Here is a 20,797-nt window from a genome sequence, read left to right on the forward strand (position 1 = left end):
CGCTTAGATGGCGCTCGCCACCGCCCTTGAGCCGGTACGCCCGGAAGACCCTGCGCTGCGGGTCATTTCGGATGCGGCCGGCCGCATGCGGGTCTCCGTCGACTGGCTGCGGTGCGACTCCCGGCGCGCGGTGGCGGTCGAGGAGGCCGTCGCCAAGGAGGACGGCGTGCGGGTGGTGCACGCCTACCCGCGGACCGGATCCGTCGTCGTCTGGTACTCACCCCGGCGCTGTGACCGATCGGCGGTGCTGGCGGCAATAGCTTCCGCCGCGCACGTCGCCGCCGAGCTGATCCCGGCGCGCGCGCCGCATTCGTCGGAGATCCGCAACACCGACGTGCTGCGCATGGTCGTCGGCGGTGCGGCGCTGGCCCTGCTCGGCGTGCGCCGCTACGTGTTCGCCCGGCCGCCGCTACTCGGCCCGAACGGCCGGATCCTGGCCACCGGCGTCACCATCTTCACCGGCTACCCGTTCCTGCGCGGGGCACTGCGCTCATTGCGCTCCGGCCGGGCCGGCACCGACGCCCTGGTGTCGGCGGCGACGGTGGCCAGCCTGGTGCTGCGCGAGAACGTGGTGGCGCTCACCGTGCTGTGGCTGCTCAACATCGGCGAATACCTGCAGGACCTGACCCTGCGCCGCACCCGGCGGGCGATCTCGGAGCTGCTGCGCGGCACCCAGGACACCGCGTGGATTCGGCTGACCGATGGGCCCGAGACGGGCACCGAGATCCAGGTGCCCATCGACAGCGTCCAGATCGGCGACGAGGTGATCATCCACGACCACGTCGCGATACCGGTGGACGGCGAGGTCGTCGACGGCGAGGCGATCGTCAACCAGTCCGCGATCACCGGCGAGAACCTGCCCGTGTCGGTCGTGGTCGGCGCGCACGTGCACGCCGGGTCGGTCGTGGTGCGCGGGCGCCTGGTCGTGCGCGCGCAGGCCGTCGGCAACCAGACGGCGATCGGCCGCATCATCAGCCGCGTCGAGGAGGCGCAGCACGACCGGGCACCCATCCAGACCGTCGGCGAAAACTTCTCCCGCCGTTTCGTTCCGACCTCGTTCATCGTCTCGGCCCTCACCCTGGCGGTCACCGGGGACGTGCGCCGCGCGATGACGATGCTGCTGATCGCCTGCCCCTGCGCGGTGGGCCTGTCCACCCCGACCGCCATCAGCGCCGCGATCGGCAACGGCGCGCGGCGCGGCATCCTGATCAAGGGCGGATCGCACCTCGAGCAGGCCGGCCGGGTGGACGCGATCGTGTTCGACAAGACCGGCACGCTGACCGTCGGCCGTCCCGTGGTCACCAATATCATTGCGCTGCATAAGGATTGGGAGCCCGAGCAGGTGCTGGCGTACGCGGCCAGCTCGGAGATCCACTCCCGCCATCCGTTGGCCGAGGCGGTGATCCGCTCGACCGAGGAGCGCCACATCACCATCCCGCCGCACGAGGAGTGCGAGGTCCTGGTCGGCCTGGGCATGCGCACCTGGGCCGACGGGCGCACCCTGTTGCTGGGCAGCCCCGGGCTGTTGCGCACCGAAAAGGTGCGGGTGTCGAAGAAGGCCTCGGAGTGGGTGGACCGGCTGCGGCGCCAGGCCGAGACGCCGCTGCTGCTGGCCGTCGACGGCAAGCTGGTGGGCCTGATCAGCCTGCGCGACGAGGTGCGCCCCGAGGCGATCGAGGTGCTGAAGCAATTGCGGGACAACGGCATTCGCCGCATCGTCATGCTGACCGGAGACCATCCCGACATCGCCCAGGTGGTCGCCGAAGAGCTGGGGATCGACGAGTGGCGCGCCGAGGTGATGCCCGAAGACAAGCTCGAGGTCGTGCGCGGTCTACAGAACGACGGCTACGTGGTCGGCATGGTGGGCGACGGCATCAACGACGCCCCCGCGCTGGCGGCCGCCGACATCGGGATCGCGATGGGCCTGGCCGGAACCGACGTCGCGGTCGAGACCGCCGATGTGGCGCTGGCCAATGACGACCTGCATCGCCTGCTCGACGTGCGGGACCTGGGCGCGCGGGCCGTCGACGTCATCCGGGAGAACTACGGCATGTCGATCGCGGTCAACGCCGCCGGGCTGATCATCGGCGCGGGCGGCGCGCTGTCCCCCGTGCTGGCCGCGATCCTGCACAACGCGTCGTCGGTCGCGGTGGTGGCCAACAGCTCCCGCCTGATCCGCTACCGGCTGGACTAGTGGCGATCACGAGCGCGGCGAAGCCGGGCGAAGTGGGTCGGCACCGGCTGGACTAGCTAGCAGCAGCCGCAGTCGTGGCCGCGCCAGGCCCGCACGCCCTGCCAGGCCGCGACGCCGGCGATCCCGAGCCCGACCGCCGGGTCGATCCACCAGCCGCCGGACCACAGCGCCATCGTCGCCAGCCCGACGAGCACCCCGCCCGCCTGGGCGGCGCACAGGTAGTTCTGCATCCCCTCGGCCTCGGTGGCGTCGGAGTCCAGCCGCGCGCCCAGGCGGCGGTTGGCCCGGCCGAGGATCGGCATCAGCAAGAACCCGGCGGCGGTCAGCGCGAGCCCGATCGCCGAGGCCTCGGCGCGGTGCTCACCGGTCAGCTCGCGCACGGATTCCGCGGCGATGTACGGGGCGGTCAGCCAGAAGGACACCGCGACACCGCGTTGCGCGCGCCGCTCGGCGTCCACCGAGAAGGTGCGGGCCCCGCTGAACCGCCACACCACCATCGCGCTGCCCAGCGCCTCGGACACCCCGCCGAGCGCCCAGCCTGTCAGCGCCACAGACCCGACCGCCAGGCCCTGCCACAGCCCGACGCCGCCCTCGACCAGCACCGCGACCAGGCTGATCCACGCCAGGCGCCGCGCCCACACGGCGCTGCGCCGCCAGCCGGCGTCCCGGGTCGCGGCGACGGCGCGGTCGTCAGCGGTGAGCGAAAAGGTGGTCATGGCGCGAGGCTAGCCGCGATCGCGCCCCGCGGCGGGCCCGGACACCGACTGGTAACACAACCGTGTCAAACCCGACCAACCAGCACCCGCTTGAGCACTTTTCCGCCGGCGTTGCGGGGCAGTGCGTCGACGAACAGCACGTCGCGGGGAACCTTGAAGCGGGCCAGCCGGTTCCGCACGTACTCCCTGACGTCGTCCTCGGTCAGCGTCGCACCCGGTCGCACCACGACGTAGGCGCGCAACCGCTGCCCGAACTCCTCGTCGTCGACGCCGACGACCGCGACGTCCAGGACGTCGGGGTGGTGGGCGAGCGCCTCCTCGACCTCGCCCGGGTAGACGTTCTCCCCACCCGACACGATCATCTCGTCGTCCCGCCCGTCGATGAAGAGCCGGCCGTCGGCGTCGAAGTGACCGACGTCGCCGGTGGACATCAGGCCCCGGACCGACTCCTTGGTACCGCCGCCGGTGTAGCCCTCGAAGGCCAGCACGTTCCCCACGAAGATGCGCCCCGGCGTTCCCGGCGGCGCCTCGCGCCCGTCGGCGGTCAGGACCTTGACGACCGACCCGGGCACCACCGCGCCCACGCAGCCCGGTGCCACCGCCAGATCCGCGGGCGTGGCGATGGTGGCGTAGGCGACCTCGGTCGATCCGTACATGTTGTAGACCACGGGTCCGAGCGCCTCGAGCGCCCGGGTGGCCAGCGCGGCACCGAGCTGGGAGCCGCCGACGAACACGATGCGCAGCGCCGACAGGTCGTGCTCGGCCAGGGCCGCTGGGCCCAGGTCGAGGATGCGCCGCAACATGATCGGCACCACAATCATGGCGCTGGCCCGGTGCTCGGCCAGGCTGGCCAGCGTCTGCCGGGCATCGAAGTGGCGGTGCAACACCAGGGTCGACCCCAACACCATCGCGTACATCGCGTGGCTGAAACCCATCGAATGGAACAGCGGCACACAACATTCGGTGATTTCGCGACCCCGGAACGGGACCTTCCCCAGCAGACCGCCGACCGGTATCAGCGAGTAGGGCTCCGAACGAGCCGCGCCCTTCGGCGTTCCGGTCGTCCCGCTGGTCGAAATGACGATCTTGGGCCGTCCGCCGGACGCCGGCGGCGGGCTGGGATCGCCGTGCTGGATCAGCGCGTCGAGCGAGTCGGGATCGGGCGTCTCCGTCCAGGCCAGGCACCGGCCGAGCCTGGGCCGGGCGTCGGCGACGACGGCGCTGTACTCCTCGTCGTACACCAGGAGGTCGGCGCGTTCTGAGGTCAGCATCCCGGCCAACTGCGGGGCGCCGAAGCCGGTGTTAAGCAGCAAGACACCGGCCCCGCACTTGCCGGCGGCATACACGGCTTCCAGAAAGCCGCGGTGGTTGCCCACCAGGATGGCCACGCCGTGGCCCGGGCCCAAGCCGCGGCGGCGCCACGAGTTGGCCAGCGCGTTGGTCCGGCGGTCCAGCTCCCCGAACGTCAGCGCGCCGCGCTCGTCGATCAGCGCCACCCCGTCGGGGTCCCGGCCGGCCGCGATGGCCGTCGCCGCCCCCAAGATGCCGTAGCGCCCAACGGCTCCCAGCACCGGCGCGACGCTGCCGGGCGGTATCCACCGCAATCCCCCGGACCGGGCATAGAGAAACAGTGACCGGGCTTCCGCAACCGCGCGCCGAAAAATCTGCACACGTCGATGCTGCCGCCCCGCATGGCGCCGGATAAGGGCGCAACGCCACCACGGACGGGGTCTTTGGTCATCATCGTTATTCTGGCTAACGACTAGACGGAAGGGGCTTTGCCGATGACGCGCACCGACAACGACACTTGGGACCTGGCCACGAGCGTGGGGGCGACCGCCACAATGGTGGCCGCCGGGCGGGCCCGGGCCACCCGCGACGCGCTGATCGACGACCCGTTCGCCGAGCCGCTGGTGCGGGCGGTCGGGGTGGACTTCATGACGCGCTGGGCGGCGGGCGAACTCGACTCCGCCGACGTCGACGAGCCCGGGGCGCCGTGGGGCATGCAACGCATGACCGACATGCTGGCCGCCCGCACGCGCTACATCGACGCCTTCTTCGCCGAGGCGGGCGCCGCGGGGATACGCCAAGTGGTGATCCTGGCCTCCGGCCTGGACGCGCGCGCCTACCGGCTGCCCTGGCCCGCGGGCACCACGGTGTACGAGATCGATCAGCCGGAGGTGATCGAGTTCAAGACCGCCACCATCGCCGAGCTCGGCGCCCAGCCAAAGGCGCAGGTGCGGGCCGTGCCGATCGACCTGCGCAACGATTGGCCGTCGGCGCTGCGCGAGGCCGGGTTCGACACCGCGCAGCCCACCGCCTGGGCCGCCGAGGGGTTGCTGGGCTTCCTGCCGCCCGAGGCGCAGGACCGGCTGCTCGACGACATCACCGCGCTGAGCGCCGACGGTAGCCGGCTGGTGGCCGAGGTCTTCATCAACTCCGGCGCCAACGGGGACGCCCTGAACGCCGCCAGCCAGAAGTGGCGGGACAACGGCCTGGACATCGCGCTGGGCGACCTGGGCTTTCCGGGCGAGCGCAACGACGCGGCGAGCTACCTCGAGCGGCACGGCTGGCACCCGACGAGCACACCCCTGAATCAGCTGTTGGCCGACAACGGGTTACCTTTGCAGCGCACCGATCCCGGTGCGCCGTTCGCCCAGAACTACTACTGCATCGCAGAGTTGCGCACGGCCCGTTGACGGGAGGCCACCCATGGCAGACAGCACGCCCGCCAAGCCACTTGACGGATTCCGGGTTCTCGATTTCACCCAGAACATCGCCGGGCCGCTGGCCGGGCAGGTGCTGGCCGACCTGGGCGCCGAGGTGATCAAGGTGGAGGCGCCCCACGGTGAGGCGGCCCGGCAGATCACCGCGGTGCTGCCCGGACGCCCGCCGCTGCCCACGCTGTTCCTGCCGCACAACCGGGGCAAGAAGTCGGTGGTGGTGGACCTCACCGACGACGAAGCCAAGCAGCAGATCCTGCGGCTGGTCGACACGGCCGACGTCGTGCTGGAGGGATTTCGGCCCGGCGTGATGGAGCGCATGGGCCTGGGCCCCGACGACCTGCGCGCCCGCAACCCGAGGCTGATCTACGCGCGGCTGTCGGCGTACGGCGGCAACGGCCCGCACGGCAGCAGGCCGGGCGTCGACCTGATGGTGGCGGCCGAGTCGGGCATGAGCACCGGGATGCCCACGCCGACCGGCAAGCCGCAGATCATCCCGTTCCAGCTCGTCGACGCCGCGAGCGGTCACGTGCTGGCCCAGGCGGTGCTGGCCGCGCTGCTCAACCGGGAGCGCCACGGGGTCGCCGACGTCGTCCGCGTCGCGATGTACGACGTCGCGGTCAACCTGCAGGCCAGCCAGCTCACCATCCACCTCAACAAGCCGAGCGAGCCGAAACCCGACGCGGCGCCGAAAGCCAAGAAGCGCAAGGGAGTTGGCTTCGCCACCCAGCCGTCGGACGCGTTCAAGGCGGCCGACGGCTACCTGGTGATCAGCGCGTACGTGCCCAAACACTGGGCGAAGCTGTGCGAAATCATCGGCCGCCCCGACCTGCTCACCGACGAGCGGTTCATCGACCAGCGTTCCCGCGCGATGAATTACCCCGAGCTGACCGAGCAACTCGAGTCGGCGCTGGCGGCCAAGACCGCGGCCGAATGGGTTGAGCTGCTTCAGGAGGGCGGCCTGATGGCCTGCCTGGCCTACACCTGGAAGCAGGTGGTGGACACCCCGCTGTTCGCCGAGAACCAGCTCGCCCTGCGGGTGGGCAGCGGAGAGGACACCATCACGGTGGTCCGCATGCCCGCGCGCTACTCGAGCTTCGACGCGGTCGCCGCCGAACCGCCGCCCACGCCGGGACAGCACAACGACGAGTTCCTCACCGCGCCGCAGACCACGTCGTAGCCATCACTGGCTGGGCAGCCGCACCACCTGGACGAAGAACTCGTCGATCTGCCGGACGGCCTTCATGAACTGGTCCAGGTCAACGGGTTTGGTGACGTACGCGTTCGCGTGCAGCTTGTAGCTGCGCAGGATGTCCTCCTCCGCCGAGGAGGTGGTGAGCACGACGACCGGGATGCGGGCCAGGTCGGGGTCGGACTTGACCTTCTCCAGCAGCTGACGGCCGTCGTATTTCGGCAGGTTCAGGTCCAGCAGGATGAGGTCGGGCCGCGGCGCGTCGGAGAACCGACCGCGCCGGTAGAGGTAGTCGAGGCCCTCCTCGCCGTCGTGCGCGACATGGAGCCGGTTGTTGAGCTTGTTGTGCTCGAACGCTTCTCGCGTGATGAGCTCATCCCCCGGGTCGTCCTCGACCAGCAGGATGTCGATCGCTCTACCGGCTGATGATGTCATTCATGCGCTCCTTCCAAAGCGGCTGTGCGTGGCGCGTCGGCGTCGGTGTCCTGCTCGGGCTCGGTCATGGGCAGCGTGAACTCGAACCGCGTGCCCTCGGTGCGGGTCGTGTCGATCCGGATGGTGCCGCCGTGGTGCTCGACGATCTTCTTCACCAGTGCCAGGCCGACGCCCGTCCCGGCGTACACGTCGCGGCCGTGCAGGCGCTGGAAGATGACGAAGACCTTGTCGGCGAACTCGGCCGGTATCCCGATGCCGTTGTCGGACACGGTGATCAACCATTCGCGGTCGTTCGCGCCGGCGCCCGGCGCGCACTCGATGACGACGCGTGGCGGGCGGTCCTTGTGCCGGAACTTGACCGCGTTGCCGATAAGGTTCTGCCACAGCATGGTCAGCAGCATCGGGTCGCCCTTGATCCGCGGGAGGGACTCGGGGCGCACGACCTCGGCGCCGGACTCCTCGATCGCGAGGGCGAGGTTGGCCAGGCCGGAGTCCAGCGTCGTATCGAGGTTCACATCGGTTTCGGTGGTGCCCAGCCGGCCGACGCGCGAGAAGGTGAGCAGGTCGTTGATGAGTGCCTGCATCCGCTTGGCACCGTCGACCGCGAAACCGATGTATTCGATGCCGCGCTCGTCGAGCTGGTCGCCGTACCGGCGCTCCAGCAGCTGGCAGAACGAGGCGACCTTGCGCAGCGGCTCCTGCAGGTCGTGCGACGCGACGTAGGCGAACTGCTCGAGTTCGGTGTTGGACCGGCGCAATTCGGCCGCCTGCTCGTCCAGTTGCTCCTGGGCCGAACGCGAGATCTCGAGCTCCTCGACCATCCGCTTGCGCATGTTCTCCACATCGATCGCCATGTCGCGAACGTCCTTGGGCCGCTTCGGCGCCGCGATGCTTTCCTCGAAGCTGCCCTGGGTGATGCGCCGGCACGCGGCGGCCAGCGCCGCGAGCGGCCGGGCGACCGTGTCCCGGATCAGGAACCCCAGCACCGCGGCGGTGACGAAGAACAACAACACCAAGGCGCCGAGAGTCCTGTCGCGCCAGGCATCGACGCGTTTGAGTTCGTCCGCGGCCGCGACCCGCGCCGTGGACAGATTCGCGTTCTGTCTATCGAAAAGCATTCGCAGATGGTCGAATTCGGCTTTACCGCGCTCAGCCGACGGCTTGCTGTTGACGTTCTTGCCGTTCGGCAACACGGTGGCGATCACCGGTTCGGCGTAGCTTTCCCGCCACCTCGCCGCGGCGTCCTCGATCGCGTCCAGGTCACCGATCAGGTCGGGGCGCTGGCCCAGCCGGCGCCGAATCTCCTCCACCGCGGCCTGTTCGCCGTGCTGCCCGTCGTAGTACGGCGTGAGGAACTGCCGGTCCCCGGCGATGAGGTAGCCCCGGATGCCGGTCTCCTGGTCGCGCAGCGCGGCCTGCAGCTGGAACGCGGCCACCCGCGCCGGCTGGATGTTGTCGACGAGCTCGCGCGTCATCTGGTCCGTGCGGTTCAGCAGCAGCGCGCCGACCACCGCGCCGGCGAGCACCATCACGCCCATGCTGACCAGCACCAGGGCCTGCCATCCGCGGACTGTGAGCTCCGACAGCCGCAGGCGGCGCAGCTTCGGCGTCACGTGGTGGTCCGTTCCACCCGCAGCACGGCGATGTCGTCGGTGAGCCCGCCGTGCGACTGGGCGAGTGCCTGCGCGCCGTCGATCAGCGCGTCGACGAATTCTGGGCCGGGCCTGGCCGCGTGCGACCGCGCCAGCGCGAGCAGGCCGTCCTCGCCGAGGCGCCGGTTGCCCTGTCCCGAATATCCCTCGAACAGCCCGTCGGTCAGCAGCAGCAGGCCCTGGCCCGCGCGCAGCTCCATCTCGGAGCGCGGCCAGTCGTCGTCGGCGCGCAGGCCCAGCGCGGGACCGCCCGGCGGCTCCACCCAATCCACGGCGCCGTCGTGCTGCAGCAGCATCCCCGGATGGCCGGCGCGGATGGCGGTGATGCGCGTGCTGTCGGCCGGGATCTCCAGGCTGAGCACGGTCGCGAAAACACCGGTGTCCGTCCGCTCCGAGTGCAGCACCCGCTCGAGCTGCCGCATCAGTTCTACGCCCTGCACGCCGGCGAAGGTGAGGGCGCGAAACGCTATCCGCAGCGCAGCACCCAGGGCGGCCTCGTGCGGCCCGTGGCCCGCGACGTCGCCGATCAGGACGTGCACGACCCGATCGGGCGTCTGGACGACGTCGTAGAAGTCACCGCACAGCAGCGCGTCTTCGCGGCTCGGCCGGTAGCGGGCGACGATGCTGACGCCCGGGTTATCTAGCAGCAGCGGGGAGGGCAGCAGGCCGCGTTCCAGCAGGGCGTTCTCCCGGGCCCGCAGCTGGGTCGCGTGCAGGTCGGCGGCGATGAGCTCGGCCCGCTTGCGCTCGATCGCGTACAGCAGCGCGCGCCGCAGCATCTCCGGCTCGACCCGGCCCTTGACCAGATAGTCCTGGGCGCCGGCCGCGACCGCGGACGCCCCGAAGTACTCGTCGTTCAGTCCGGTCAGCACCACGATCGGCACGGTGGCGTCGTGCTTGGCGATGCGGTCCAGCGCGTCGATGCCGTTGGCGTCGGGCAGGTGCAGGTCCAGCAGCACGCAGTCGGGCCGGGCGGAGGCCAGCTCGCGTTCGGCGTGGGCCATCGACTGCGCCCACACCACCCGGATGTCGGCGACCGCGTCGGCGATCAGGTCCTCCACCAAAACCGCGTCGGCGCGGTCGTCCTCCACCAACAGCAACGACAACGACTGCCAATTCGCCGCCGGAGTCACTGGTGCGCGCACGGGCATCAATTCCCGGTCATTCGTGGATGCGCGCAGGAAGTCGCCCTGTTCACTGTTGACCCCCTGCCGCGGGCAAGACCCATCGAACGACTCTACGTCCGGCCCACCACCCCGAATGGCGAACCGGTGGAGATCCTATCGGTCAGCGCAGCAGGGCCCGTGACATGACCACGCGCTGGATCTGATTCGTGCCCTCGTAGATCTGGGTGATCTTGGCGTCGCGCATCATCCGCTCGACCGGGAAGTCGACCGTGTAGCCCGCGCCGCCGAACAGCTGCACCGCGTCGGTGGTCACTTCCATGGCGACGTCGGAGGCCCAGCACTTCGACGCCGCAGAGATGAAGCCCAGATTGGATTCACCGCGCTCGGCGCGGGCGGCCGCGTGATAGACCATCAGCCGCGCGGACTCCAGCTTCATGGCCATGTCGGCGAGCATGAACTGCACGCCCTGGTTGTCGCTGACCGGGCGGCCGAACTGCTTGCGGTCCTTGGTGTAGGCGATCGCGGCGTCCAGCGCGCCCTGGGCGATGCCCACCGCCTGGGCGCCGATCGTGGGTCGGGTGTGGTCCAGCGTCGCCAGCGCGGTCTTGAAGCCGGTGCCCGGCTCCCCGATGATCCGGTCGCCCGGGATCCGGCAGTTCTCGAAGTACAGCTCGGTGGTCGGCGAGCCCTTGATGCCCAGCTTGCGCTCCTTGGGGCCCACGCTGAACCCCTCGTCGCTTTCGTGCACCATGAACGACGAGATGCCGTTGGCGCCCTTGTCGGGATCGGTCACCGCCATCACCGTGTACCAGGACGACTTGCCGCCGTTGGTGATCCAGCACTTGGCGCCGTTGAGGATCCAGTCGTCGCCGTCGGCCTTGGCCCGGGTCCGCATCGAGGCGGCATCGCTGCCGGCTTCCCGCTCGCTCAGCGCATAGGACGCCATCGCGCTGCCGTCGGCGATCGACGGCAGCACCTGCTTCTTGAGCTCGTCGGAGCCGCGCAGGATCAGCCCCATGGTGCCCAGCTTGTTCACCGCGGGAATCAGCGACGCCGAGGCGTCGACGCGGGCGACCTCCTCGATCACGATGCACGCCGCGACCGAATCCGCGCCCTGCCCGCCGTACTCCTCGGGCACGTGCACGGCGTTGAACCCCGACGCGTTCAACGCCTCCAGCGCCTCATCCGGGAACCGCGAATTCTCGTCGACATCGGCGGCGTGCGGGGCGATCTCCTTCTCCGCCAGCGCGCGAATCGCCGCCCGCAACTCCTGGTGTTCCTCGGGCAACTGGAACAGATCAAACGTGGGGTCTCCGGCCCAACCAGCCATCGTGGCCTCCTCTAGCTACTCGCCGGTAACTTTACCCTGACGCTTTTGCAGCGCCTCGTCCTTGGCCTGCACGCTCTCGGCCAGCCGGCCCTGAAACTCGACGATGCGCGACCGCAGCGCCGGGTCGGACGACCCGAGCATGCGCACGGCGAGCAGGCCCGCGTTGCGGGCGCCGCCGATCGAGACCGTGGCCACCGGGACGCCCGCCGGCATCTGCACGATCGACAGCAGCGAGTCGAGGCCGTCGAGGCGCGCCAGCGGCACCGGCACCCCGATCACCGGCAGCGGCGTCGCGGACGCGACCATCCCCGGCAGGTGTGCGGCGCCCCCGGCGCCGGCGATGATCACCTCGATGCCACGGTCGGCCGCGCCGCGCGCGTAGTCGAACATCACCTGTGGGGTCCGGTGCGCGGAGACCACCCGAACCTCGGCCGGTATGTCGAACTCGGCGAGCGCCTCGGCGGCGTCCTTCATCACCGACCAGTCGCTGTCGCTGCCCATGATCACCGCGACCCTGGCGGCTTTACTCATGTGGATCCCATCCGTCCGTCCACTGCCCGTGTGACAACCAGTGTGCCGCGAGCTCGGCGCGCTGCCGCAGCGCGGCCAGCCCCGCCATGTCGGCGCCGAGGAAATTGATGTGGCCGACCTTGCGGCCGGGCCGTTCCTCCTTGCCGTAGAGGTGAACCCGGGCGTCGGGCATCCGCGCGAACAGATGGTGCAACCGTTCGTCGAGGCTCATCGCCGGCCGCCCGGAAGCTTCTGCGGCGCCCAGCACGTTGGCCATCACCGTCACCGGCGCCAGGGCGTCGGTGTCGCCGAGCGGATAGTCGAGCACCGCGCGCAGGTGCTGTTCGAACTGGCCGGTGCGCGCGCCGTCCATCGTCCAGTGCCCGGAGTTGTGCGGGCGCATCGCGAGCTCGTTGACCAGCAGCTCACCCTCGACGGTCTCGAACAGCTCGACGGCGAGCACCCCGACCACGCCGAGCTCAGCGGCCAGTCGCAGCGCCAGCTGCTGGGCCTCGGCGGCCCGCTCGCTGGATAGCTCCGGCGCCGGCGCAATCACCTGCACGCAGATGCCGTCCCGCTGCACCGTCTCGACGACCGGCCACGCCGCGCCCTGGCCGAACGGCGACCGGGCTACCAGCGCCGACAGCTCGCGGCGCAGGTTGACCTGCTCCTCGGCCATCACCGGCACGCCGTCGGCCAGGAAACCCTCCGCGATCTCGCGAGCGTGCTCAGAGTCGCGGGCCATCCGCACCCCGCGCCCGTCGTAACCGCCGCGGACCGCCTTCACCACGACGGGGCCGGCGATGCGCTGGGCGAAGGCGGCCAGTTCGTCGAGGCTGCGGATCTCGGCGTAGCGGGGCACCGCGGCGCCGAGGGCCTCCATCCGCCGCCGCATGACCAGCTTGTCCTGGGCGTGCACCAGCGCGTGCGGCGGCGGCGCGACGTTGACCCCCTCGGCGACCAACTTCTCCAGCAGCTCGGTCGGCACGTGTTCGTGGTCGAACGTCAGCACGTGCGCCCCGGCCGCGACGCGTCGCAGGTCTTCCAGTTCGGTGTGCGAACCGATCACGACGTCGGGCGTGACCTGCGCCGCCGATTCGTCGGCGGCGGTGGCCAGCACCCGAAGCGTCTGTCCCAGCGCGATCGCGGCCTGATGGGTCATCCTGGCGAGCTGGCCGCCGCCGACCATGGCGACCAGCGGCGCTACTGCGGGAGCCCCCGCTTGGCGTGTACTCGGCACGGCCATCATGGTGTCACGGCGCGGGCGGCGTGTTGACCGGCGGTGACGCCGAATTGTTATGTACGATTTTGCGTCGATTTTGTGTCCGTCCGTACACTGACCACTTGTGCCCTTCGCCGAAGCCGCAATCGAGCGCATGCCCGGGTTTATTCAGCCCTATTTGCTGCGCCACCACGAACTGATCAAATTCGCCATCGTCGGCGGTACCACATTCGTGATCGACTCGGCGATTTTCTACACGCTGAAGCTGACAATTCTGGACTCCAAGCCGGTCACGGCGAAGGTCATCGCCGGCATCGTCGCGGTCATCGCGTCCTACGTGCTGAACCGGGAATGGAGCTTCCGCGACCGCGGCGGGCGGGAGCGTCACCACGAGGCGCTGCTGTTCTTCGCGTTCAGCGGGGTGGGCGTGCTGCTGTCCATGGCGCCGCTGTGGTTCTCCAGCTACGTCCTGCAGCTGCGGGAGCCGATGGTGTCGCTGACCGTGGAGAACATCGCCGACTTCATCTCGGCCTACATCATCGGCAACCTGCTGCAGATGGCGTTCCGCTTTTATGCGTTCCGGCGCTGGGTGTTCCCCGACGAGTTCGCGCGCAACCCGGACAAGGCGCTGGAATCCGCCCTCACCGCCGGCGGTATCGCGGAGATGCTCGAGGACGAGATCGAGGGCGGCAACGTGACGCTGCTGCGGTCCTGGCGCAACCGGGCCGGCCGGCTGACTCAGCCGGGCGACTCCTCGGAACCCAGGGTGTCGAAGACTTCGTGATACAGCAGCGCGTGCACCTCGCGCAGCCGCGGAATGTCGTAGAACTCCAACGGGTCTTGTGACGCCGACTCGATAATCAGCGTTCCGGTGCGAAACATCCGTTCGGTGATCCGGTCGCGGAATTCGACGCTGTTGATCCGCGCCAACGGAATATCGATTCCGGTGCGGGTCAGCACCCCGTGCCGAAACATCACCCGCCGGTTGGTCACCACGAAATGGGTGGTCAGCCAGCTCAGGAACGGCCACAGCGTCAGCCAGCCGACGATCACCAGCCAGATGCCCCAGATGACGCCGTAGATGATGTTTTTGGCCAGCTGGCTCCAGTGCGTGGAGTTGAGGTATCCGGAGCCGAACGACGCGATCGCGGTCACCAGCAAAAAGATCACCACGGGCCAGATCAGCCGCTTCCAGTGCGGGTGGCGGTGGATGATCACCTGCTCGCCGGCGGCCAGGACGTTATCCGGATAGCTCACGTGAGCGAAGCTACCGCAGATGCACCACGTCGCCGGCCGAAACGACGACCGTCTGTCCCCCACTTTCGATGCACAATCTGCCCTGGTCGTCGACGGCGCTCGCGTCCCCGACGACCTCCTTGCCGCCCGGCAGGTGGGCACGGACCCGGGCGCCGAGGGTCAGGCTGCGGGCGCGGTAGTCGGCGGCCAGCGACCAGTCGGCTCCGCGCGCGGCGCGCCAGGCCACGATCCGCCGCCCGAGTTCGCTCAGCAGGCCGCTCACCAGCCGGGTGCGGTCGGGCGCGGGCACGCCCAGGTCGACCAGTGAGGTGGCCCCCTCGACGCCGGCCGGGGCCTCAAACACGTTGAGCCCCAAGCCGATCACCACCACCGGCCGCGCCACCTCGGCGAGGATGCCCGCCAGTTTGCCCGGGGGGTCCCCCGCCAGCACATCGTTGGGCCACTTGAGCCCCACCCGAACGCCCTCGAGCAGTGGGGCCAGCGTGTCCACCACCGCCACCCCGGTGGCCAGCGGCAGCCAGCCCCACCCGGCCGTCGGGACGTCGACGATGCTGACGCCGACCGACATCGTGAGCTGGGCCCGCGGGGTGGCCGTCCAGTCGCGGCCGTGCCGCCCGCGCCCGGCGGTCTGGTGCTCGGCGATCAGCACCGCCCCGGCGACGTCGGTCCCCGACGCGGCCCGGGCCAGCAGGTCGGCGTTGGTGGAGCCGGTTTCCCCGACCACGTCGAGCCGGTGCCAGCCCAGCCCGGTGCCGATCAGCTCGGCCCGTAATGCGGCCTCGTCCAACGGTGCTGGGAGCTGGTCACGATCCGTCACTGGACCCAGCCTAGGACTCAGTGGTGCCGGCGGCTCACGTCGTCGAGCATGTCCAGGACGGCCAGGTGGCTGAACAGCATGCTGGTCCCGATCGGGTTGCCCCCGCCCGGATACGCGGTGCCGCTGGGCGCCGCCATCGTGTTGCCGGCGGCGTAGAGGCCTCGAATGGGCTTGCCGGACTTGTCGAGCACCCGGGCGGCCGCGTCGGTGCGCAGGCCGCCCTTGGTGCCCAGATCGGAGATGCCGAACGCCGCGGCGTGATACGGCGGCCGGTCGATCGGCACCAGCGGCGAGGCGCCCCCCGAGAACGCGCGGTCGAACGCCTCGTCGCCCCTGCCGAAGTCCTCGTCTACGCCGGACGCGGCAAAACCGTTGAACCGCTTGACCGTTGCCGCCAGTTGTGCACCCGGCACCCCGATCTTGTCGGCCAGTTCCTCCAGAGTGTCCGCGGTGTGCCACAGGCCGGCGGCGACGTACTTCTCGGTCTCGACGATGGAGACGTTGGCCGCCTTCACCGGCGGAACCTCACCCCCGGCGTCGTCGTAGATCATCCAGTACGGCAACGTGATTGAGCCGTCCTGCAGTTGCGCGATGATCTCGCGCCCGGCCCGGTCGTACGCCTGGGACTCGTTGACGAACCGGTCGCCGTCCTGGTTGACGAAGATGCCGCCGGTGAACCACAGCGCGAACGCGGACCGGCCGTCGGGATGCGTCATGCCCGGCGACCACCACGCCTGGTCCAACAGGTCGGTGTCGGCGCCCGCGGCGATGCCGGCCCGCAGCGCCAGACCGCGACTTCCCGGGCCGCCCATGGTATCTCGCGCCGTGCCCGGCACCCCGTATTCGCGGCGCATCTCCTCGTTGTTCTCGAAGCCGCCGGCGGCCAGCAGCACGCCCAGCCGGGCGCGGATGGCAAGCCGCTCGCCGCCGCTCTCCACGATCGCTCCCGTCACGGCCCCGTCGGATGAGACGAGCTCGACCAGGGCGGTGTCGCGTCGCAGCGACGCGTTCGGGTATCGACCGATGGCCGTGAGGAACCGCGCGATCAGGGCGCGGCCCCCGAGGTAGTAGTCCGACGGCGGATCCGCGCCGAGCCGGTCGGTGTCCAACGGCCCGCGGATCACCTCCCGCAGTTCGGGGGCGGCGGCCACCTTCCAGGGCTTCGCGGCGATGTGGCGCTGACCGTCGAGGCGCGCCTTGGGCGCCTTGCCGTAGTAGTCTGGCCAGGGCAGCGGCACGAACTTCAGGGTGTCGTCGGCCTCCAAATACTCGATCAGCCGGGCGCCGCCCCGGACGTAGGTCTCCTGCAACTCGCGCGGGGTCCGGTCACCGACCACGGCGTGGTAGTAGGTGAGCGCGTCCTCGATCGTGTCGTCGACCCCGGCCCGCAGCAGGACCGGATTGCACGGGAACCAGACGCCGCCCCCACCCGAGTAAGCGGTGGTGCCGCCGAATTTCGACGTCGCCTCGACCAGCAGCACGTCCAGGCCCTCGCGCGCCGCGGTGTAGGCGCCGGTGACGCCGCCGCCGCCGGACCCCGCGACCAGTACGTCGCATTCGGTCGCCCAGTCCATCAGCGGAGACTAGCGCGCCGCTAAGCTCGGATCCCATGACAAGCGTTACCGACTCTGCTCATACCGCGGAGCCCGCAGCTGAGCACACCATCGACATCCACACCACCGCAGGCAAGCTGGCCGAGCTGCACAAGCGCCGCGAGGAGTCGCTGCACCCGGTGGGCGAAGAGGCCGTCGAGAAGGTGCACGCCAAGGGCAAGCTGACCGCACGCGAGCGCATCCTCGCCCTGCTCGACGAGGACTCGTTCGTCGAGCTCGACGCGCTGGCCCGCCACCGCAGCAAGAACTTCGGCCTGGAGAACAACCGCCCGCTCGGCGACGGGGTGATCACCGGTTACGGCACCATCGAGGGCCGCGACGTGTGCATCTTCAGCCAGGACGCCACCGTGTTCGGCGGCAGCCTCGGCGAGGTGTACGGCGAGAAGATCGTCAAGGTGCAGGAGCTGGCGATCAAGACCGGCCGCCCGCTGATCGGCATCAACGACGGCGCCGGCGCCCGCATCCAGGAGGGCGTCGTCTCGCTCGGCCTGTACAGCAAGATCTTCCGCAACAACATCCTCGCCTCCGGCGTGATCCCCCAGATCTCGCTGATCATGGGCGCGGCCGCCGGCGGGCACGTCTACTCCCCCGCCCTGACCGACTTCGTCGTGATGGTCGACCAGACCAGCCAGATGTTCATCACCGGGCCGGACGTCATCAAGACCGTCACGGGCGAGGACGTCACGATGGAGGAGCTCGGCGGGGCCCACACCCACATGGCCAAGTCGGGCACCCTGCACTACGTCGCCTCCGGCGAGCAGGACGCCTTCGACTGGGTGCGCGACCTGCTGAGCTACCTGCCGCCCAACAACGCGACCGACGCGCCGCGCTACGCGGAACCCGTCCCGGAGGGGGCGATCGAGGACAACCTCACCGAGGAGGACCTCGAGCTGGACACCCTGATCCCGGACTCGGCCAACCAGCCGTACGACATGCACGAGGTGATCACCCGCATCCTCGACGACGACGAGTTCCTGGAGATCCAGAACGGCTACGCGACCAACATCATCGTCGGATTCGGCCGCATCGAGGGCCGGCCGGTGGGCATCGTGGCCAACCAGCCCACCCAGTTCGCCGGCTGCCTGGACATCAACGCCTCGGAGAAGGCGGCGCGGTTCGTCCGGACCTGCGACTGCTTCAACATCCCGATCATCATGCTGGTGGACGTCCCGGGCTTCCTGCCGGGCACCGGCCAGGAATACAACGGCATCATCCGGCGCGGCGCCAAGCTGCTCTTCGCCTACGGCGAGGCCACGGTTCCGAAGATCACCGTCATCACCCGCAAGGCCTACGGCGGCGCGTACTGCGTCATGGGCTCCAAGGACATGGGCTGCGACGTCAACATCGCCTGGCCGACCGCGCAGATCGCGGTGATGGGCGCCTCCGGGGCCGTCGGGTTCGTCTACCGCAAGCAGCTGGCCGAGGCGGCCAAGGAAGGCAAGGACGTCGACGCCCTGCGGCTGGAGCTGCAGCAGGAGTACGAGGACACCCTGGTCAACCCGTACGTCGCCGCCGAGCGGGGATACGTCGACGCGGTCATCCCGCCGTCGCACACCCGCGGCTACATCGGCACCGCGCTGCGGCTGCTGGAACGCAAGATCGCACACCTGCCGCCCAAGAAGCACGGGAACATTCCGCTATGACAGACGAAAACGGTTCAGAGGCAACCGAAACCGCGCACGGGCCGCACGAGCCGCACATCCAGATCGTCAAGGGCCAACCCACCGACGCGGAGCTGGCCGCGCTGGTCACCGCGCTCGGCGTGGTGGGCGGTCCCGCCCCCGAGCCCGGCGAGCCCGAGCGCACGCGGTGGGGCCTGCCGGTGGACCGGCTGCGGTTCGCGATGTCCAACTACCAGCGGCTCACCTTTCAGCAAATGACGCACATGAAGCATTGACCCGCCTGGTCCTCGGATCGGCCTCGTCGGGACGCCGCAAGGTGCTACGGCAGGCCGGCGTCGATCCGCTGGTCGTGGTCTCCGGGGTGGACGAGGACGCCCTCGTCGCCGCCTTGGGCCCCGACGCCGCTCCGGCGGACGTGGTGTGCGCCCTGGCGGCGGCCAAGGCCGAGCAGGTGGCGGGCGGGCTCGACGGCGACGTCGCCGCCGATTGCGTTGTCCTCGGCTGCGATTCGATGCTGGACCTCGACGGCGAGCTGTGCGGCAAGCCGGGCTCGGCCGACGCCGCGACGGACCAGTGGCGGCGCATGGGCGGCCGGTCCGGCCGGCTTTACACCGGGCACTGCCTGCTGCGGCTGAGCGGCGGCGCCATCACCCACCGCGAAGTGGAATCGGCTTGCACCACGGTGCATTTCGCCGCACCAACGGATGCGGATCTGCGGGCCTACGTCGCCGCCGGCGAGCCGCTGCAGGTGGCCGGCGGGTTCACCCTCGACGGGCTGGGCGGCTGGTTCGTCGACGGGATCGAAGGTGACCCGTCGAACGTGATCGGCGTGAGCCTGCCCTTGCTGCGGTCCCTCCTTGGGCGGGTGGGCCTGTCGGTGACCGCGCTGTGGACGCCGGATTAGCCTTCGGCCGGCCCGCGAGACTTAAACCATGGCGGCCTTCGTCGGCGTGTCGTCGCCGTCAGTTAAGTGTCGCGGTGGGTAGCGGCCGCGAATGACCCCCGGGTGCTGACGGTAGGCTCGGGTCGTGGCACTACCCCCGGATCCCAGCCCGACCCTGACGGACTACGCCCACCCCGAACGGCTGGTCACCGCCGATTGGCTCTCCGCCCACCAGGGCGCCCCAGGCCTGGTGATCGTCGAATCCGACGAGGACGTCCTGCTCTACGACATCGGCCACATCCCCGGCGCGGTCAAGATCGACTGGCACACCGACCTCAACGACCCGACGGTCCGCGACTACATCAACGGCGAGCAGTTCGCCGAATTGATGGACCGCAAAGGGATTTCGCGCGACGACACCGTGGTGATCTACGGCGACAAGAGCAACTGGTGGGCCGCCTACGCGCTGTGGGTCTTCACGTTGTTCGGCCACCCCGACGTGCGCCTGCTCAACGGCGGGCGCGACCTGTGGCTGGCCGAGCGGCGGGAGACCACCCTGGACGTGCCGACCAAGACCTCCACGGGCTACCCCGTCGTCACGCGCAACGACGCGCCCATCCGGGCGTACAAGGACGACGTGCTGGCCATTCTGGGCAGCCAGCCGCTGATCGACGTGCGCTCGCCGGACGAGTACACCGGCAAGCGCACCCACATGCCCGAATACCCCGAGGAGGGGGTGCTGCGCGGCGGCCACATCCCCACCGCCCGGTCCATCCCGTGGGCCAGGGCCGTCGACGAAAGCGGGCGATTCCGCAGCCGCGAAGAGCTCGAGGAGATCTACGGCTTCATCGAGCCCGAGGACAAAACCGTCGTGTACTGCCGGATCGGCGAGCGGTCCAGCCACACCTGGTTCGTGCTCACGTACCTGCTGGGCAAGCCCGGGGTGCGCAACTACGACGGATCGTGGACGGAGTGGGGCAACACCGTGCGCACGCCGATCGTCGCCGGCGAAGAGCCCGGGGCCGTTCCGGTCCGATGAGCCTGCCCGCGCCGCTGGCCGAGGTGGTGTCCGACTTCGCCGAAGTCGAGGGCCAGGACAAGCTGGCGCTGCTGCTCGAATTCGCCAACGACCTGCCGCCCCTGCCACCCGAATTGGAGGAGCGGGCCATGGAGCCCGTGCCCGAATGCCAGACCCCGCTGTTCCTGCACGTCGACGCCAGCGACCCCGACCGGGTGCGGTTGCATTTCAGCGCGCCCGCCGAGGCGCCCACCACGCGAGGGTTCGCGTCGATCCTCGCCACCGGCTTGGACGAGCAACCCGCCGCCGACATCCTGGCGGTGCCCGAGGATTTCTACACCGACCTGGGGTTGGCCGCGCTGATCAGCCCGCTGAGGTTGCGCGGCATGTCGGCGATGCTCGCGCGCATCAAGCGGCGGCTGCGCGAGTCAGGCCAGAATTCCGGCACCGGCTGATCGGCCCGACGGCGCGGCGCTTAGACTTCCG

At 69.9% G+C, this 20,797-nt stretch carries 20 protein-coding genes; 9 read left to right on the forward strand and 11 right to left on the reverse strand.

The window, feature by feature from the left end:
* Positions 1-7 precede the first annotated feature (7 nt).
* Positions 8-2,194 carry a manganese-exporting P-type ATPase CtpC gene (gene ctpC / locus A5681_RS05530; RefSeq protein ID WP_067270254.1) on the forward strand — a complete coding sequence of 729 codons (2,187 nt, stop codon included), beginning with the start codon at positions 8-10 and terminating at the stop codon, positions 2,192-2,194.
* Between the two features lie 56 nt (positions 2,195-2,250).
* Here ctpC and A5681_RS05535 read toward each other — a convergent pair whose 3' ends face one another.
* Positions 2,251-2,910 (reverse strand): cation transporter, encoded by a 660-nt coding sequence (locus tag A5681_RS05535; RefSeq protein WP_067270256.1) that lies wholly within the window; start codon positions 2,908-2,910, stop codon positions 2,251-2,253.
* A gap of 65 nt (positions 2,911-2,975) precedes the next feature.
* Positions 2,976-4,580: an AMP-binding protein gene (locus A5681_RS05540; protein ID WP_067270259.1), complete on the reverse strand. Its 1,605-nt coding sequence runs from the start codon at positions 4,578-4,580 to the stop codon at positions 2,976-2,978.
* Positions 4,581-4,694: 114 nt separating this feature from the next.
* Between A5681_RS05540 and A5681_RS05545 the strand changes: the two genes are divergently transcribed.
* Positions 4,695-5,609 (forward strand): class I SAM-dependent methyltransferase, encoded by a 915-nt coding sequence (locus tag A5681_RS05545; protein WP_067270261.1) that lies wholly within the window; start codon positions 4,695-4,697, stop codon positions 5,607-5,609.
* Between the two features lie 13 nt (positions 5,610-5,622).
* Positions 5,623-6,813, forward strand: a complete 1,191-nt coding sequence (locus tag A5681_RS05550) for a CoA transferase (protein WP_067270263.1) — start codon at positions 5,623-5,625, stop codon at positions 6,811-6,813.
* A 3-nt stretch (positions 6,814-6,816) separates the two neighbouring features.
* On the opposite strand, the gene A5681_RS05555 is transcribed toward A5681_RS05550, so the two are convergent.
* The 6 genes from A5681_RS05555 to A5681_RS05580 all read right to left on the reverse strand — a co-directional run bounded on the left by A5681_RS05555 (position 6,817) and on the right by A5681_RS05580 (position 13,128).
* Positions 6,817-7,260, reverse strand: coding sequence for a response regulator (locus tag A5681_RS05555; protein ID WP_067270265.1), 444 nt, complete (start codon positions 7,258-7,260; stop codon positions 6,817-6,819).
* Entirely contained in the window at positions 7,257-8,798 is a 1,542-nt protein-coding gene (locus A5681_RS05560) for a sensor histidine kinase (protein ID WP_082968208.1), read from the reverse strand. The genes A5681_RS05555 and A5681_RS05560 overlap by 4 nt, the downstream gene beginning before the upstream one ends.
* Before the next feature lie 71 nt (positions 8,799-8,869).
* Positions 8,870-10,063 (reverse strand): PP2C family protein-serine/threonine phosphatase, encoded by a 1,194-nt coding sequence (locus A5681_RS05565; RefSeq protein WP_067270270.1) that lies wholly within the window; start codon positions 10,061-10,063, stop codon positions 8,870-8,872.
* A gap of 136 nt (positions 10,064-10,199) precedes the next feature.
* Positions 10,200-11,369, reverse strand: coding sequence for an acyl-CoA dehydrogenase (locus tag A5681_RS05570; RefSeq protein WP_067270272.1), 1,170 nt, complete (start codon positions 11,367-11,369; stop codon positions 10,200-10,202).
* A gap of 15 nt (positions 11,370-11,384) precedes the next feature.
* Positions 11,385-11,900, reverse strand: coding sequence for a 5-(carboxyamino)imidazole ribonucleotide mutase (purE, locus tag A5681_RS05575; protein WP_067270275.1), 516 nt, complete (start codon positions 11,898-11,900; stop codon positions 11,385-11,387).
* Entirely contained in the window at positions 11,893-13,128 is a 1,236-nt protein-coding gene (locus tag A5681_RS05580; RefSeq protein ID WP_082968204.1) for a 5-(carboxyamino)imidazole ribonucleotide synthase, read from the reverse strand. The genes purE and A5681_RS05580 overlap by 8 nt, the downstream gene beginning before the upstream one ends.
* Positions 13,129-13,225: 97 nt before the next feature.
* Between A5681_RS05580 and A5681_RS05585 the strand changes: the two genes are divergently transcribed.
* Positions 13,226-13,885 (forward strand): GtrA family protein, encoded by a 660-nt coding sequence (locus tag A5681_RS05585; protein ID WP_067270279.1) that lies wholly within the window; start codon positions 13,226-13,228, stop codon positions 13,883-13,885.
* On the opposite strand, the gene A5681_RS05590 is transcribed toward A5681_RS05585, so the two are convergent.
* The 3 genes from A5681_RS05590 to A5681_RS05600 are packed head-to-tail and all read right to left on the reverse strand — an operon-like array spanning position 13,840 to position 16,749.
* Positions 13,840-14,358 (reverse strand): PH domain-containing protein, encoded by a 519-nt coding sequence (locus tag A5681_RS05590; protein ID WP_067270281.1) that lies wholly within the window; start codon positions 14,356-14,358, stop codon positions 13,840-13,842. The genes A5681_RS05585 and A5681_RS05590 overlap by 46 nt on opposite strands.
* Before the next feature lie 10 nt (positions 14,359-14,368).
* Positions 14,369-15,175 (reverse strand): biotin--[acetyl-CoA-carboxylase] ligase, encoded by an 807-nt coding sequence (locus A5681_RS05595; protein ID WP_067270283.1) that lies wholly within the window; start codon positions 15,173-15,175, stop codon positions 14,369-14,371.
* 17 nt (positions 15,176-15,192) lie between these two features.
* A complete protein-coding gene (locus A5681_RS05600; protein ID WP_067270287.1) occupies positions 15,193-16,749 on the reverse strand; it encodes an FAD-binding protein in 1,557 nt (518 codons plus the stop codon).
* 35 nt (positions 16,750-16,784) lie between these two features.
* Between A5681_RS05600 and A5681_RS05605 the strand changes: the two genes are divergently transcribed.
* From A5681_RS05605 to A5681_RS05625, 5 genes are all read left to right on the forward strand, one after another.
* Positions 16,785-18,431 carry an acyl-CoA carboxylase subunit beta gene (locus tag A5681_RS05605; protein ID WP_067270291.1) on the forward strand — a complete coding sequence of 549 codons (1,647 nt, stop codon included), beginning with the start codon at positions 16,785-16,787 and terminating at the stop codon, positions 18,429-18,431.
* The gene (locus tag A5681_RS05610; protein WP_067270295.1) at positions 18,428-18,685 is read left to right on the forward strand and encodes an acyl-CoA carboxylase subunit epsilon; all 258 of its coding nucleotides are present in this window, start codon (positions 18,428-18,430) and stop codon (positions 18,683-18,685) included. The genes A5681_RS05605 and A5681_RS05610 overlap by 4 nt, the downstream gene beginning before the upstream one ends.
* The gene (locus A5681_RS05615; RefSeq protein ID WP_067270299.1) at positions 18,682-19,314 is read left to right on the forward strand and encodes a Maf family protein; all 633 of its coding nucleotides are present in this window, start codon (positions 18,682-18,684) and stop codon (positions 19,312-19,314) included. Before A5681_RS05610 ends, A5681_RS05615 begins: the two co-directional genes overlap by 4 nt.
* A gap of 124 nt (positions 19,315-19,438) precedes the next feature.
* Positions 19,439-20,332, forward strand: a complete 894-nt coding sequence (locus A5681_RS05620; RefSeq protein ID WP_067270304.1) for a sulfurtransferase — start codon at positions 19,439-19,441, stop codon at positions 20,330-20,332.
* Positions 20,329-20,766, forward strand: coding sequence for a SufE family protein (locus A5681_RS05625; protein ID WP_067270307.1), 438 nt, complete (start codon positions 20,329-20,331; stop codon positions 20,764-20,766). Before A5681_RS05620 ends, A5681_RS05625 begins: the two co-directional genes overlap by 4 nt.
* Positions 20,767-20,797: the final 31 nt, after the last annotated feature.

The organism is Mycobacterium scrofulaceum, from assembly GCF_001667885.1.
Taxonomy (GTDB): Bacteria; Actinomycetota; Actinomycetes; order Mycobacteriales; family Mycobacteriaceae; genus Mycobacterium; species Mycobacterium scrofulaceum_C.